The organism is Rhodococcus sp. IEGM 1305, assembly GCF_030058635.1.
Lineage (GTDB): Bacteria > Actinomycetota > Actinomycetes > Mycobacteriales > Mycobacteriaceae > Rhodococcus_F > Rhodococcus_F opacus_D.
Window position 1 is genome coordinate 1 of record NZ_JASHKX010000059.1, and the last position, 14527, is coordinate 14527.

At 68.5% G+C, this 14527-nt stretch carries 13 protein-coding genes; 1 reads left to right on the forward strand and 12 read right to left on the reverse strand.

Annotation, left to right across the window (positions count from 1 at the left end):
• Positions 1-72: 72 nt before the first annotated feature.
• The 10 genes from QM693_RS36110 to QM693_RS36155 all read right to left on the reverse strand — a co-directional run bounded on the left by QM693_RS36110 (position 73) and on the right by QM693_RS36155 (position 11394).
• Positions 73-2784 (reverse strand): molybdopterin-dependent oxidoreductase, encoded by a 2712-nt coding sequence (locus QM693_RS36110; RefSeq protein WP_283354689.1) that lies wholly within the window; start codon positions 2782-2784, stop codon positions 73-75.
• Positions 2781-3590: an FAD binding domain-containing protein gene (locus QM693_RS36115; protein ID WP_283354690.1), complete on the reverse strand. Its 810-nt coding sequence runs from the start codon at positions 3588-3590 to the stop codon at positions 2781-2783. Before QM693_RS36115 ends, QM693_RS36110 begins: the two co-directional genes overlap by 4 nt.
• Before the next feature lie 4 nt (positions 3591-3594).
• Positions 3595-4962: an 8-oxoguanine deaminase gene (locus QM693_RS36120; RefSeq protein WP_283354710.1), complete on the reverse strand. Its 1368-nt coding sequence runs from the start codon at positions 4960-4962 to the stop codon at positions 3595-3597.
• Complete coding sequence (gene pucL / locus QM693_RS36125) at positions 4962-5873, reverse strand: factor-independent urate hydroxylase (protein ID WP_037242142.1); 912 nt, start codon at positions 5871-5873, stop codon at positions 4962-4964. Before pucL ends, QM693_RS36120 begins: the two co-directional genes overlap by 1 nt.
• A 3-nt stretch (positions 5874-5876) precedes the next feature.
• Positions 5877-6206, reverse strand: coding sequence for a hydroxyisourate hydrolase (gene uraH, locus QM693_RS36130; RefSeq protein WP_280779050.1), 330 nt, complete (start codon positions 6204-6206; stop codon positions 5877-5879).
• Positions 6206-6718 carry a 2-oxo-4-hydroxy-4-carboxy-5-ureidoimidazoline decarboxylase gene (gene uraD / locus QM693_RS36135; protein WP_283354691.1) on the reverse strand — a complete coding sequence of 171 codons (513 nt, stop codon included), beginning with the start codon at positions 6716-6718 and terminating at the stop codon, positions 6206-6208. Before uraD ends, uraH begins: the two co-directional genes overlap by 1 nt.
• A 44-nt stretch (positions 6719-6762) precedes the next feature.
• Positions 6763-8082, reverse strand: a complete 1320-nt coding sequence (locus tag QM693_RS36140) for an amidohydrolase family protein (protein ID WP_283354692.1) — start codon at positions 8080-8082, stop codon at positions 6763-6765.
• A 120-nt stretch (positions 8083-8202) separates the two neighbouring features.
• Positions 8203-8970, reverse strand: coding sequence for an alpha/beta fold hydrolase (locus QM693_RS36145; RefSeq protein WP_283354693.1), 768 nt, complete (start codon positions 8968-8970; stop codon positions 8203-8205).
• The gene (locus QM693_RS36150) at positions 8967-10031 is read right to left on the reverse strand and encodes an isopenicillin N synthase family dioxygenase (RefSeq protein WP_283354694.1); all 1065 of its coding nucleotides are present in this window, start codon (positions 10029-10031) and stop codon (positions 8967-8969) included. Before QM693_RS36150 ends, QM693_RS36145 begins: the two co-directional genes overlap by 4 nt.
• Positions 10012-11394, reverse strand: a complete 1383-nt coding sequence (locus QM693_RS36155; protein WP_283354695.1) for a uracil-xanthine permease family protein — start codon at positions 11392-11394, stop codon at positions 10012-10014. The genes QM693_RS36150 and QM693_RS36155 overlap by 20 nt, the downstream gene beginning before the upstream one ends.
• A 141-nt stretch (positions 11395-11535) precedes the next feature.
• Between QM693_RS36155 and QM693_RS36160 the strand changes: the two genes are divergently transcribed.
• Positions 11536-12099 carry a helix-turn-helix domain-containing protein gene (locus QM693_RS36160; protein ID WP_283354696.1) on the forward strand — a complete coding sequence of 188 codons (564 nt, stop codon included), beginning with the start codon at positions 11536-11538 and terminating at the stop codon, positions 12097-12099.
• A 3-nt stretch (positions 12100-12102) separates the two neighbouring features.
• On the opposite strand, the gene QM693_RS36165 is transcribed toward QM693_RS36160, so the two are convergent.
• Positions 12103-12831 carry an aspartate/glutamate racemase family protein gene (locus tag QM693_RS36165; protein WP_105420930.1) on the reverse strand — a complete coding sequence of 243 codons (729 nt, stop codon included), beginning with the start codon at positions 12829-12831 and terminating at the stop codon, positions 12103-12105.
• 10 nt (positions 12832-12841) lie between these two features.
• The gene (locus QM693_RS36170; RefSeq protein WP_283334906.1) at positions 12842-14380 is read right to left on the reverse strand and encodes an NCS1 family nucleobase:cation symporter-1; all 1539 of its coding nucleotides are present in this window, start codon (positions 14378-14380) and stop codon (positions 12842-12844) included.
• Positions 14381-14527 lie beyond the last annotated feature (147 nt).

A 14527-nucleotide genomic window follows, 5' to 3' on the forward strand; every position in this document is an offset into this window, starting at 1 on the left:
GGTCGGGGCGCCGCGGCACGCGGAGACCCCGACCCGGAAATTTGAAACAGCCCCCGGGACGTTAACAAGTACTCACGGGCGCGGGAGCGCACGCCAGACGGCGGCGGGGGTCATCGGGATCCGCCGAAGCCGGGCGCCGGTGGCGTCCGCGATCGCGTTGGCCAGGGCGGGGGCGACCGGGTTGTACGGTGACTCGCTCATCGACTTGGCGCCGTGCGGGCCCAGTTCGTCGTAGGTGTCCGCGAAGTAGACCTCGGTGTCCGGCACGTCCACGAGCTGCGGAAGGTGATAATTCCGGAGTTGCGGGTTGAGCACGGTCCCGGCGCCGTCGAGCAGGATCTCCTCGTACAGTGCGCTGCCGATCGCCTGCGCGACACCGCCCTCGACCTGCCCGCGGCACTGCTGCGGGTTGAGGACCGTGCCGGCATCCGCCGCCTGGATGGACTGCAGGAGCCGGACCTCCCCGGTGACGGTGTCGACCGCCACCCGGAACGCGTGCACGTTGAACACCACCGAGCGGGGGGTGCCGTCGTGCCTGCCCTCGGCGCGGATCGGTCCCTCGGGCACCAGCTTGTCGAGTTCGACGACCCGCCCGGCGACCTCGACCGCGCCGGGTGTCAGCGCGCAGTCGGCGTCCTCGGCGGCACCCGCCACGCGGCGAGCGACCTCGAACAGCTGTTCCCGCAACCGGGTTCCCGCAAGATGCACCGCCTTCCCGGCGACCACCGTGCCCGCCGAACCGAACGCGCCGGTGTCGTGCCCGGCGACGTCGGTGTCGGATTGCAGCACGGTGATCCGGTCGGCGGTGGTGCCCAACGCGGACGCGGCGAGCTGGGCGTGGACGGTGGTGGTGCCGTTGCCGAACTCCGCGGTGCCCACCCGAAGTTCGTACCGGCCGCCCTCGACGAGGGTGCAGGACACGTCCGCGAAGTGCCCCCGCGGCGGAATGGTCGCGATCATCGACGCCGCCATGCCCTCACCGACCCGCCACTGCGGGCCGTCCGGCGGGGGCACGTCGTTGCCGCGGCGCAGTGCGGCCTCCGCCAGGTCGAGGCATTGGTCGAGTCCGTAACTGCCGTACGTGAGGTCGCCGCGCTCCACCTCGGCATCGACGAAGTCGTCACCCGGGACGACCACGTTGCGGCGGCGCAGTTCGAACGGATCGACGCCCAGCTGCGTCGCCAGCTGATCGAGCGCGGACTCCACCGCGAAGATGACCTGGCCCAGACCGTAGCCGCGGAACGCCCCGGACGGCAGGTTGTTGGTGTAGACGGCCTGGGCGTCCACCCGCTTGTTCGGCGATCGATACAGCGCAACGGATTCGCTGCAGCCGTGGAACATCACGCCCACCGAATGATTGCCGTACGCACCGGCGTCCGAGAGCACGTCGACGGCGAGCGCCGTCAGCTTTCCGTCGCCGTCGGCCCCGACCTTCACCGACACGCGCATGGGATGCCGGCACGGGGCGATAGTGAACTGGTCGGAGCGGGTGAACTCGTACTGCACCGGTCTGCCGGTGCGCAGAACGGCGAGGGCGACGAGATCCTCGACCAGCATTTCCTGTTTGGCGCCGAAGCCGCCCCCGATGCGGGCGGTGAACACCCGGACCTGTGAGCGGTCGAGCGAGAACAGGTGGGCGAGTTCGTCGCGGACGAGGAAGGGCACCTGGGTGCTGCTGCGGAGGGTGAGCCGCCCGTCGGAGTCGAGCCAGCCGATGGCCGAGTGGGTTTCGAGATGCGCGTGCTGCACGCGTTGCGTCTGCCACGTGCCCTCCACCACGGCGCCCGTGTCCCGCGCCGCCGCGAGCCCGGCGGCGAGGTCGCCGACTTCGCCGTGGACCTCGGCCACCAGGTTCCGGGCCGGGTCCGCGATCCGGGCATCGGCGCCCTTGTCGCCGTGCAGCACGGGGGCGCCGGGGCGGCGTGCCAGGTCGGGATCGAAGACGGGTTCCAATACTTCGTACTCCACGTCGATCAATTCCACTGCGCGCCGGGCGATGTCGACGGAGTCGGCGACGACGGCCGCGACCCGTTGCCCCCGGAACCGGAGGATGGTGTCGAACACGTAGGTGTCGTCGGGGTCGTCGGTGCGGAACTCGTGGCGGGCCGTGGAGAAGGCGACGTCGGGACTGTCGCGGTGGGTGAGCACCGCGTGGACGCCGGGCAGCCTCTCCGCGGCGGACGTGTCGAGTCGGGTGATGCGGGCGTGCGCATGCGGGCTGCCGAGGATCTGGATGTGCGTCAGGCCCTCGACGGCCAGGTCCAGTGTGAAGGGCTCGGCGCCGCACACCACCCGGGCGGCGGCGGGCGCGGGAATGGAGCGGCCGAACGACTCACCGGCACTGTCCGATTCGGTGGTGCACACGCCACCGACGGCGTCGCGAATGGCGCGATAGCCGGTGCAGCGGCACAGATTCCCCTTCAGTGAGCGCGGCAGGTCGGCGCGTTGGCCGGAGTCCAGCGCGGACGCGGTCACCACCATCCCGGGGGTGCAGAACCCGCACTGGAAGCCGGCCGCGTCGACGAACCGCTGCTGCACGGGGTGGAGTCGATCGGGACTGCCGAGACCGGCCGCGGTCGTCACCTCGCGGTTCTCGGCGCGGTGCGCCGGCACCACACACGAGTGCACCGGGGCGCCGTCGAGCAGTACGGAACAGGCGCCGCAATCGCCGGCGTCGCAGCCCTTCTTGACCGCGAACCGCTGCTGCTCCCGCAGGAAGGTGCGCAGGCACTGACCAGGCCGTGGGTCTGCATCCACCGACTGTCCGTCGACCGTCAACTTCATTCCAGCTCCCTCCTGATCTCCTCGGCGAGGACTCCCGTGACGTGCCGACGCCAGTCTGCGGCGCCGTGCGCGTCGGTCAGGTAGTCGTCGGGGGAGATCCGTTCCGACAGAGACTCGCTCAACACGTCGGGACCGGGAACGGTGGGGAAGCGGAGGACGAACGGGCGGACGGTCGACGCGGTGACGGTCAACGCGAAACCGTCCACGTCGACCCGTCCGGCCAGCAGGGCGCCGGACCGTCCGAGCGGCGAGTACGCGATCTTGCGCAGCGACGTGCGGCCCCGCAACGCGGCGGCGGGGAGGTGGATGCTGCGGATCAGGTCACCGGCTCCGAGCACCGTGCGACCGGCATCGGTGACGAATCGGTCGACCGGAACCCGGCGTTCACCCCCGTCGGCGGTCCAGATCAGGAGTTCGGCGTCGAGGGTGCAACACAGGGTGATCATCGCCCCGGCCGGGAGCGCCAGCGCCAGGTTGCCGCCGACGGTCGCGGTGTGCCAGATCTTCCACGACGCGACCAGGGACTCGGCGCACGGCCGGAACAGGCTCGCCGCCGTCCACTCCGCGGGAAACGGTGCGTTGCAGAGGTTCTCGATGGTGCACGTCGCGGCGAGCTCGAGTCCGTCGTCGTGGACGGTGATCGCAGGCCAGTCGAGGGTGGTCAGGTCCACCAGCCGGGTGACCGTCGGCTGCGGTTCCGAATACAGCCAGGTGCCGCCCGCCAGGAATGCCGTTCCGGGTTCCGGGGCGGGTAGGTCGTCACGGCTGCGCGGGGCCGAGAGTTCCGTCACGAACGACAGATCCATCGACTCACCCCGCCTTACGCACCAGGGCCCGGTGGGCCTGCTCGACCTCCGCGGCGACGTTCTCCTCGTTCACGGTGATCACTCTCCCACGCTCGACGACGGCTCGCCCGTTCACCAGAAGCAACTCCAGCGGCGGTGTGACTCCGAGTACGAGCGCCGCCACCGGATCGGTGATGCCGGAATGTGCGAGGGTGTCGACCCGCCACAATGCGAGGTCGGCCAGTTTGCCGGGCTCGAGAGTGCCGAGTTCGTCCTCCCTGCCGAGTACCCGGGCCCCGCCGCGCGTGGCGAGTTCGAGGGCGGTGCGCACCGTCATCTCGCCCGGGCCGCCGCGGGCCCGCGCGAACAGCACGGCGTGCCGGGCCTCCTCGAGCATGTTGCACGCCTCGTTGCTGGCGGCGCCGTCGACGCCGAGCCCCAGAGGAACCCCCGCCGCGTGGAGGTCCTTGGCGCGGGCGATCCCGGCGCCGAGGCGCGCATTGGACGTGGGGCAGTGGGCTGCCCCGGTTCCGGTGCCTGCCATCGCGGCGATCGCGACGTCGTCCAGGTGGACGGCATGCGCGTACCAGACGTCGGGGCCCACCCAGCCGAGTTGCTCCATGTACTGCACCGGGGTGCAGCCGAACCGCTCGTGGCAGAAGTCCTGCTCGTCAAGGGTTTCCGCGAGATGGGTATGCAGCCGCACGCCTGCCGAACGGGCGAGGGTCGCGGCCTCGGTCAGGAGGTCGGCGGTGACGGAGAACGGCGAGCAGGGGGCCACCGCGATTCTCAGCATCGAGTCGGGAGCCGGGTCGTGCCAGCGGTCGATGACGTCCTGGGTGCCCTTCAGGACGTCCTCGAGACGCTCCACCACCGAATCCGGTGGCAGTCCGCCCTGGCTGTGGCCGAGGTCCATCGACCCTCGGCTGGGGTGGAAGCGGAGCCCGACGATCTGCGCGGCCTCGATCTCGGCGCCGAACACGTCGCCGCCGTCGCGTGGCACGACGTAGTGGTGGTCCGTCGTGGTCGTGCAGCCGTGCTTCGCCAACCAGGCGAGACCGCCGGTGGCCGCGGTCCGGACGGCGTCGGCGTCGATGCCCGCCCAGATCGGGTAGAGGGTGGTCAGCCAGCCGAACAGGGTGTCGTCGGCGGCGAGCCCACGGGTGATCCACTGGTACAGGTGATGGTGGGTGTTCACCAGCCCGGGGGTGAGCAGGCAACCCCGTCCGTCGACCACCCGCGCACCGTCGATCACGGGCGCCGGACCGGCACCGATGTCGACGATGCGATTGCCCCGCACGACGACATATCCGTCCGGGTACTCCGTGCCCGCCGCGTCGACAGTGGCGACGTACGCGCCGGAGACGACGACGGTGCCCGAGCCGGCATTCATCAGCTGAGCCAGCCCGCGTACGCCGACCATGCGGGCCCGGCGTCCGGGGCATCGGACCGCTGCACCGTCGCCTGGATCAGGCCGTAGGGGCGGTCGGCGGCGTGGAAGACCTCGTTGTCGTTCTCCACACCGAAGCGGGCGAGGTCGTGGGCGAAGTGATGCTTGTTGGGCGCGGACAGGCGCACCTCCGCGAGCACGGGGTAGCGCTCGAGGATCGCCTTGCCGATCTCGTACAGCGTCTGCTGGAGGGCGAGCGAGTGGACGGTTGCGAACGTCGCGACGATCTGCTCCTTGATGCCGGCGTAGACACCGTTCCAGTCCACGTCGGTGGTGACGAACCGCCATTGCACGACAAGCGAAGTCGCCATCACCCGATCGTGGGTCTCCTCGAGGATCGTGTACTCGTCCTTCAGGAATCCGAAGAACTCGCTGCCAGTGGACTTGAGGATCACCAGATCCTTCAGCCCGCCGACCACCCACGTGCCGTCGGCGTCGACGGTGATCGCCGCGGTGCGCACCTCTTCACCCTTGCGCACCCAGGTGTGGTCGTGCTCCGCTCCGTCGACCACCGCGCGCTGCCAGGCGTATTCCTCGATCTCGATGCGGGCGCCCTCGACCGGGGCCACGTCGTCCACGAAGTGCCGTGCCAGCGTCAGCCCGTACTCCTCGATGGAGTCGAGTCCCTTCTCCTTCGCGTAGGAGTACGCCGTCTGCTTCTGGGTGTCGGTGGGCAGCACCGAACTCTGGTCGCCGGCGAGATGCGCCGCCGAGAAGTCGCCTCGTAGGCAGGTCGACACGCTCACGTCCCGGATCTCGTGCCTGGGGGTGTCGCGGTAGATCCGCACGATGCGGTTCTCGGCTTTGCCGTACTGGTTGTCGCCCAGGACGATAGCGCCGGTGAGGTCGGTCATTCTTCAGCTCCCGCGGTAGGTGGAATAGGCGAAGGGGGACAACAGCAACGGGACGTGGTAACCGCGCTGCGGGTCGTCGAGGACGAACGAGACGCACACCTCCGGGTAGAACGTCTCCTGGCCGCGGGCGGCGAAGTACTCGCCGGTCTCGAAGACCAGCGAATAGGTGGCCGCGATCAGACCCTCGGGCGCGATCTCGGCGATGCGGCCGTCCGCATCGGTCGACGCGCTCGCGATGACGTCGCGTTCAGGTGACAGCAGGTGAACGAACATCCCGGCCGCGGGTGTGCCGTCGGTGGCGTCGAGCACGTGGGTGCTGAGGATCTTGGACATCAGGGTGCCGTGTCTCCGATCTCGCCGAGAAGGCGTTCGAGGCGTATCCGGTTGATGGCGGCCAGTTCGGTCCGCAGGATCTTGCGCTCCGTGGCCCTGTCGTTGCCGAGGCGGTCGCGCAGCACGTCCAGTAGTTCCTGCGCCGACCGGCCGGACGCGCATACCAGGTAGACGTGCCCGAACTTCTGCTCGTACTCCTCGTTACCGGTCCGCAGGCGCGCGCGGACGTCGTCGTCGGCGGACGCGACCGCCGACTGTTCGCGAGCAGACGACGGGGTGTCGGCCCGGTCCCCGATCCTCGGGTGGCCGGCCAGAGCAGCGTCGATCTCGGACTCCGTCAGGTCGTCGAGAACGTTGTCGGCGGCGTTGTACAGCGAGTCGGCGGACGGGAACGGGCGGCCGGCGGCCATCCGCTGCGCCCACACCGTCGACGAGCAGCACTGCACGAGCAGATCGACGGCCCGCGCGTCGCTCAGTGCGTTGAACGCGATCAGGCCGGGCGGTTCGGTCATGAGGGCTCCTCGCTCGTGCGCCTTTTCGGTACCTCTGGCTACCACTATGGCGCACCGGTGGCGGTCAATTCGGCGATAAGCCCTGCTTCGTCGACCCTGGTGCTGTGTCCGTCCCGGATCAGTACTTCGCCGTCGACCAGCACGGTGTCGACGATCTGCCGGCTCCCGGTGGTCAACAGTGTTGCCCCCGGGTCGCGGACCGGCAGGCAACCGAAGTCGCGCTCGAAGCGGATCAGGGTCAGGTCGGCTGCGCCGCCGACGGCCACACCGTTCGGGCGGGACGCGAAACCGAGATTCTCGTTCGCGCCGTTCGTCGCGAGGTCCATCATGGCGTCGAATCCGAACAGGTCGGCCGTCTTGCGATGCGCCCGCTGCACGTAGGCGCCCATGCGCAGCGTTTCGAGCATGTCCTGGGTGTCGTTGCTGGCGGCGCCGTCGACGCCGAGCCCGACCGCGATCCCCGCCGCGAGCATCTCCGGGACGGGGGCGACACCGCTTCCGAGGCGCATGTTGCTCATCGGGTTGTACGAGACGGCCACACCGCGGCGGGCCAGCACCGCGTGCCCGTGGGCATCGAGTTCGCAGCAGTGCACGGCGAGCAATCGGTCCCACAGGAACCCGTTCGTGTCGAGATAGTCGACCGCGCCTGCGCCGGCATGTTCACGGCACATCACGTCGTCGGTGGGCGTCTCCAGCAGGTGGATCGACACGGTCATATCGCGTTCGCCGGCGAATTGCCGCACCGCTGCCATCCCCTCCGGGGTCAGCGATCGGGGATTCGGGACGGCCAGACCGACCGTGACGCGTGTGCCGTCGGCCTGCTTGACCAGCTGGTCGGTGTGCTCGATCACCCCGGCCAGCGGCTGCAGCAGGCGCGGGTCGACGCCCCACTTGCGCGTTACGTCCGCCCGGTCCGCGACTCCGCGACCGAGGAGCGCCCGCACCCCGGTGTCCTCCAGGGCGCGCAGCACCGCGTCGTGCACGTCCGCAGACGGATGTGGCCACATGTGCTCGACCAGCGCCGTGGTGCCGCTGCGCAGGGCGTCGAGGCTCGCGGCGACCGCGGCCAGATACGCCCGCTCGGGGGTGATGATCGCGGATTCCTCACCCACGGTCAGCAGCCAGCTGAGCAGCGGCTGTCCCTCGCCGATGCCGCGCATCAACGACTGCTGCAGGTGGGTGTGGGTGTTGACGAATCCGGGGATCAGGTACGCCCCCGACCCGTCGACGGCCGTGGCCCCCGACGGTGCCGGAGCGGTCGGGCGGATCTCGGTGATCAGACCGTCGGCGATCAGGACGTCGCGGTGTGGCAGCCAGCTGCCGTTGGAGTAGACGGTGACATCGGAAATCAGATCGGCATGCATCCGCATCCTCCATGGGTTCTCGGGAGTGCGGCTGGTTCGCGCCCGCCGGACACGGGTTCGCACATTGCTCGTTTCAGCCATGGGCAATGTGCTCCGAAATATAGCGGGATAGTGTTTCCATCAGATTTCCTGTGCAGAAACAGGTCTCGCGACGACCGAGGCGCAGAAGTCGACGAGTGCCGTGACCAGGGCCCCGCGCGCCGACAGTTGCGGGGCGTGATCGCTGTCCAGCGTCACCACCCGCGCGCCCGGCACCCGGTCCTGCATCGCACGCTGCGTCACGAGCGGCACCGAACGGTCGAGCGTCGCCTCCACGTACAGGCGGGGGACGGAGCCGAACCGCTCCGGCGTCCACGTCGGGGCCATGAGACGTGCAGTCTCGAGTTGCGGCAGCAGCTTTCGGGCAGCAGTGATCGCATCACAAGCCGACGCTTCGTGAAAGAACACGGCGGCCGCGGCTTCCGGCGGCACAATGGTCCCGGATCCGTCGGGGATGGACTCCAGCCAGGCCGAGATCCCGACCGGTTCCGGCAGACGCAGGTCTGCGCAGAGGTCGCCGAAGTTGATTCCCGAGGGCAGCATCATTCCGGCGACGTACGCCACACCCGCGATCCGGTGCGGAAGGCGCTCGGCCACCTGGGTGGCCACGATGCCGCCTCCGGAGTGGCCGACCACGAACACGGGCCCGTCCAGCGAATCGATGTGTGCCACCGCCACATCCGTGACGTCATCCAGATCGGTTCGCGCGCCGTCCGGCCAGCTCCCCACGCCGGGAAGGGTGAGCGGGTGCGGCTCGTACCCGGTGTCGCGCAACGGCTCCAGAAGTGTGTCCCACACCCAGCTGCCCGCCCACGCGCCGTGAATCAATACGACGTGCCCACGGTTCACCGGGCGGCCGCCCGTTCTGCGGCGGCGAGAACCCGCTCGGTCTCCCGCCCCGCTGCGGTGTTCTTCTTGCCGTGACGGGAACCCGCCAGTTTCGCCTTGATGTGCTCACGGACCGTCACCGGCGCGTACCCGTCGTCGGCGTTTTCGCACAGTCCCGGCAGGGTCGCGATCACCGCGTCGACGTTGCCGTCGTGGAAGAACGCCGCCGATCGGCGGCGCGTGATCGTTCCGTCGACGACGGGCGGAGTCACTCGGTGCAGCGTCGACATCCACCGGTCGTTCGTGAGCCGGGCGGTGAGGTCGCCGAGGTTGACGAGCAGTGCGCCTTCCGCGGGGCTCACATCGTGCCAGCGCTCGTCGCGTCCGAGGACCTGCAGCCCGGCCACCCGGTCGGCCCACAGCACCGTGACCAGTCCGAAGTCGGTGTGCTCACCCATGCCGGTCAGTTCGCCGTCCAGGGTGACACTGCCTTCCGGCAGCGCGTAGTTGTTCATGCGGAGGACGTCGATGGAATGGTCGGTCAGGGCGGTGAAGAAACCCGGATCGAGCCCGAGGGCGTCGGCGAAGATCCGCGTCAGGGTGCGGGCGACGCGTTCGCCGTGCGCGTAGTACTCCTGGACGGAGTCGGTGAAGGAGGGCACCTCGGGCCACACGTTCAGTCCGTAGTCGGCCTCGGACAGGTCCAGGTCCGGGAACGACCGGGCCTCCGTTCCGACGTTGTAGGCCTCGAAGAAGTCGTTCATCCGGGTGGCCGATTCGACGCCCAGACTCAGGCTGAGCGACTCGCTCTTCGGCGGGCTGTACCCGCGGTTGGCGCCCTCCACGCGATACGTCTTCTTCGTCTCCAGGGGCAGCGCGAAGAAGTCGTCGACGGCGCCGGCGAGTCCCTCGATCACCGGTTCGGGGATGCCGTGACCGAGGATCTGGATGAATCCGACGGTGGCGCAGGCGGAGTCGATCTCGCGCGCCACCCGGTTGCGTTCCGAGTCGGACCCGCCGGTCACGTAGGGGGAGATGTCGATGACGGGGACGTCGAACGGCTCAGGCACGGGCGGCAACATGCGGCTCCTCGGAGGTCGGGGGAACGGGATCGGCCGCAATGACGGGTGCGGAGGCGGCGCGCGCGGTGGCGCCGATCCGGGTGTGGTTGAACAGCAGGTTCAGGGAGAACGCGGAGATGGCGGCGAGTGTGATGCCGCTGCCGAGCAGGATCTGGGCGGACGAGTTGAAGTGCTCGAACATGCCCTCGGCGAACTCGGGGAGCAGGCCGATGCCCACCGACACCGCGACGATGGTGGTGTTGATCCGGTCGCTGAGATCCACCTTGCGGAGGGTGTTCATCCCCACCACCGCGACCGTCGAGAACAGGATGATGCCGACACCGCCGACGACCGGCGCGGGCAGGGCCGCGACGACGGTGCCCATCTTCGGGATCAGTCCGAGGACGATCAGGATCGCACCGCTGGTGGCCGTCACGTACCGGCTGTGGACGCGGGTGGTGGCGACGGCTCCGACGTTCTGCGTGAAGATCGTGTCGACGAACGCGTTGAAGATGCCGCCGAGTACGCCGGACAGCGCATCGCCGACGAGGCCGCGGGCCACGTCGCCCTTGGTGAGCGGCTTTCCGGTGATCTCGCCGAGGGCCAGCATGCTCGCCGTCGACTCCGCGAACACCACGGCCATCACGATGCTCATCGCCACCACCGCCGTGATCGGGAACTCCGGTGCCCCGAAGTGGAACGGGGCGGTGATGCCGAACCAGGGGCTGCCGGAGACGCCGCCCAAGTCGATCAGGCCCATCGGAATCGCGACGAGCGTGCCGATCACGAGGGCGAGGAGCACGCCGAGTTGGGTCCAGATCCCGCGGCCGAGGCAGAGGAAGGCGATCGCGACGAGCACGACGACACCGGCGAGCATGATGTTGCCGGGATCTGCGAAAGTGTCTGCCGTCGGCTCGTTTCCGACGATCAGGCCGGCGGCGACGCCGATCAGGGAGATGCCGACGACGGTCAGGACGACACCGGTGACCAGCGGTGGGAAGAACCGGATCAGCCGCGCGAAGGGTACGGCGAGGGCGAGTCCGACGAGGCCGCCTGCGAGCATCGAGCCGTACACCGCCTGCAGTCCGTATTCCTCGGCGATGAGGATCATCGGAGTCAGCCCGGCGAACGTGGCGCCGCAGACGATCGGCAGCCGTGCGCCCGCCAGCTTCCCCACTCCGAGGCTCTGGATGATCGTGATGATGCCGGCGATCAGAAGGTCGGCGCTGATCAGCAACGCGACGGTGGACTTGTCGAGTCCTACTGCGGCACCGAAGACCAGCGGAACGGTGATGCAGCCGGTGTACATGATGAGCACGTGCTGCAGACCGAAGGCCGCCTGCCGCACCAAGGGCAGGCGCTGGTCGACTGCGTGGAAGGACATGGGTCGATCTCCGTCCGAGTGAAGGGAGCGTTCGAGTTCACGTTCTATTGAGCACGCCAATCTTTACTAAGCAGGGTCAATTTCGTTTCGTCCGTGTTATCAGTCGCGGATTCCGCGAAACACGGTGCTAGCGTTCGCCTCATGGACGAGGATCAACGCCTACTGGCCGTCGCCATCGGCACCGCGATCAGATCGGCCCGGCGAGACGCGGGACTGACCCTGCGCGACGTGGCGGCCAAAACGGGACTGTCGCAGCCGTTCCTGAGTCAGGCCGAGAACGGCCACTCGGTGCCGAGCGTCATGAATCTCCACCGGGTGGCCCAGGTGCTGGGAACCACGGCACACGCCCTGCTCGAACAGGGCGCGCGGACGCCGACCAGCCTCGTGCGCAGCCGCGAGGGCAGACGCTTCGCGCTGTCGGACGGCGCCGTGCTCCGCTTCTGCTCCACGGGCGTGCGCGCGATGGAACCGAACGAGGTGACAGCGCAACCGGGTTCGCAGGCCGGCGAGCACACCGAACACGCCGGCGAGGAGTTCATCTACGTCATCGACGGCAGCGTGCGCGTGGAAGTGGGCGTCGAGGAGAGTTACGTGCTCGACAAGGGAGACACTCTGTACTACCCGGCCACCGTGCCGCACCGGTGGTTCAACGACGCCGCGGAACCGGCACGGTTCCTCATCACGAGCACCCCGCCGTCCTTCTGACCGTCAGCGGCCGAAACCCTCGAGCAGTCCGGTGTACTTCTTGGGCAGGGGAGCCGCGAACTCTCCACCCGCGCCGGTTCGCAAACCGAGCGTCACGAGGGACTGCACCATGAGGGTGGCCGCCGCCACGCCGTCGACGACCGGCACCCCGAGTTCCGCCGAGATGACGGCGCACAGGTCCGCCATGCCTGCGCACCCCAGCACGATCCCGTCCGAACCGTCCCGGTCGAGGGCGACGCGGCAGGCCTCGGTGATCACCTTCACCGCGTCCGGATCGCGGTCGAGGTCGAGGACGGCGATCTCGCACGCGTGCACACCGAGGCAGAAGCGTTGCATCCCATACCGTTCGGCCAGTTCCCAGGCCCGGCCCCGGGTTCGTCCCAGCGTCGTGACGACGCTGAACCCGCGGCCGAGGAAGCTCGCGGCGTGCATGGCCGCCTCGGCGATCCCGAGGACGGGCCCGGAGGCCAGCTCACGGGCGGCGTCGAGGCCGGGGTCGCCGAAGCAGGCGATCACGTAGCCGTCCACGCCGGCCGCCTCGCCACGTGCGATCTCCTCGAGAAGCCCGGGGACGCTGAGTGCTTCGTCGTAATGGCTCTCGATCGACGCGGGACCCATCTGCGGGCTCACCGCCTCGACGAGCGTCCCCGGCCCCGCGACGGAGCGCGCGCAGTCGCCGATCTTGTCGGTCATCGACTGGGTGGTATTGGGATTGATGATCTTGATGTGCACGTTCGTCGACCTACGCTTCGATCGGGGCCGTGCGATTCGCACGGCGGGCGCCGGCGGACAACCCGAGGTAGCAGACGAATCCGACACCCATGCCGAGGAACCACGAGTACTGGGCCGCACCCGCCATGCCCCAGACGTCGAGTCCGAACGGCTGGGCCTTGAGGATCACGGGAATCATCGCGACCAGGGCTCCGATGACGGTGGAGATGATCGCCGCCGGGTTGTAACCCTTCTTGTACCAGTATGTTCCGCTCTCGGACATTGTGAACATGTCGTCCAGGATCACCCGCTGCCTGCGCACCAGGTAGTAGTCCGCGATGAGGATTCCGAACAGCGGTCCGATGAATGCCCCCAGCGTCTCGAGCGTGTAGTGGATCACCTCGGGGTTGTTGTACAGGTTCCACGGTGTGATCAGGACGGATCCGACGGCGGCGATCATTCCGCCCGTACGCCAGCTGATGCGCTGCGGGCTGACGTGCGAGAAGTCGAAGGCCGGGGAGACGAAGTTGGCGACGATGTTGATCCCGATGGTGGCGACGATGAAGGTGAGCAGGCCGAGGACGACGGCGAACAGGTTGTCCATCTGCGCGACCGTCTCGACGGGATCGGTGATCAGGCGGCCGTACACGGGCAGGGTCGCGGAGGCGGTGACGACGGTGAGGATCGAGAAGAACAGGAAGTTCACCGGGAGGCCGAGGAAGTTGCCGCGCTTGACCGCGCCGAACGTCTTGCCGTACCGGGAGAAGTCGCCGAAGTTGAGCATCGGGCCCGAGAAGTACGACACGACAAGGGCGATCGCGCCCAGCACCACAGGCACAGCGGACCAGCCGGTGTAGTTCACCTCGCCGAGGTTCAGGCTGATGTTCGACCATCCGGCCTCGCTGATCAGATAGATCGCGAGCATCAGCATCACCACGTAGACCGCGGGACCGCAGAAGTCGATGAACTTGCGGATGCTCTCCATGCCGCGCCAGAAGACCAGCGCCTGCAGCACCCACATCGTCATGAACCCGGCCCAGCCGAGCGCCGACAGTCCCAGGAATCCGTGCTCGTGCACGTCCGCCCAGGGCGCCAGACCCGGCCAGATCTTCAGGCCGAGGATCACGAACGCATGCGACGCCAGGTACGTCTGGATTCCGTACCAGGCCACCGCGATGAGACCGCGGATGATGGCCGGGACGTTGGCGCCCAGAACGCCGAAAGCGCTGCGGCACATGACCGGGTAGGGGACACCGGTGACCTGGCTGGGCTTGGCCACCAGGTTCGCGAACACGTTGACGATCGCGATGCCGACCACCAGCGCGACGAGGACCTGCCAGCTGGTCAGCCCGAGCGCGAACAGGCTGCCCGCGGTGACGTAGCCGCCGACGCTGTGCACGTCGGACATCCAGAACGCGAAGATGTTGTAGGACGACCACGACTGCGTCTTCAGCGGCGCGAGATCGTCGTTGGTGAGTCTCGGGTGATAGCCGGGCTTGATCAGCCCGGCGCCGGCCAGGTGTGCACCGGGGACGGTTTCCCCCTCGTTGGAGGGCGCTGTCTGAGTCATCGTTTTGCTCCCTGGTGCAGTACGGACACGACTGCGTCGACGTAAGGGTGCCTCGGTGAAAAGCACACCACCGAAGTGCTGGGAGCAAAAGTAGTTTTCGGATATTTCCTGCCTGTGACGGCGAAGATATATTCTCGCCGGCGCCGG

Excerpts from the sequence above, each read along its gene's own strand:
- pucL (WP_037242142.1), bottom strand. The coding sequence starts at position 5,873 with ATGACCGACCTCACCGGCGCTATCGTCCTGGGCGACAACCAGTACGGC.
- QM693_RS36155 (WP_283354695.1), bottom strand. The coding sequence starts at position 11,394 with ATGTCCTTCCACGCAGTCGACCAGCGCCTGCCCTTGGTGCGGCAGGCG.
- uraD (WP_283354691.1), bottom strand. The coding sequence starts at position 6,718 with ATGACCGAACCGCCCGGCCTGATCGCGTTCAACGCACTGAGCGACGCG.
- QM693_RS36110 (WP_283354689.1), bottom strand. The coding sequence starts at position 2,784 with ATGAAGTTGACGGTCGACGGACAGTCGGTGGATGCAGACCCACGGCCT.
- QM693_RS36140 (WP_283354692.1), bottom strand. The coding sequence starts at position 8,082 with ATGCATGCCGATCTGATTTCCGATGTCACCGTCTACTCCAACGGCAGC.
- QM693_RS36170 (WP_283334906.1), bottom strand. The coding sequence starts at position 14,380 with ATGACTCAGACAGCGCCCTCCAACGAGGGGGAAACCGTCCCCGGTGCA.
- QM693_RS36160 (WP_283354696.1), top strand. The coding sequence starts at position 11,536 with ATGGACGAGGATCAACGCCTACTGGCCGTCGCCATCGGCACCGCGATC.
- uraH (WP_280779050.1), bottom strand. The coding sequence starts at position 6,206 with ATGTCCAAGATCCTCAGCACCCACGTGCTCGACGCCACCGACGGCACA.
- QM693_RS36115 (WP_283354690.1), bottom strand. The coding sequence starts at position 3,590 with ATGGATCTGTCGTTCGTGACGGAACTCTCGGCCCCGCGCAGCCGTGAC.
- QM693_RS36120 (WP_283354710.1), bottom strand. The coding sequence starts at position 4,962 with ATGAATGCCGGCTCGGGCACCGTCGTCGTCTCCGGCGCGTACGTCGCC.
- QM693_RS36150 (WP_283354694.1), bottom strand. The coding sequence starts at position 10,031 with ATGTTGCCGCCCGTGCCTGAGCCGTTCGACGTCCCCGTCATCGACATC.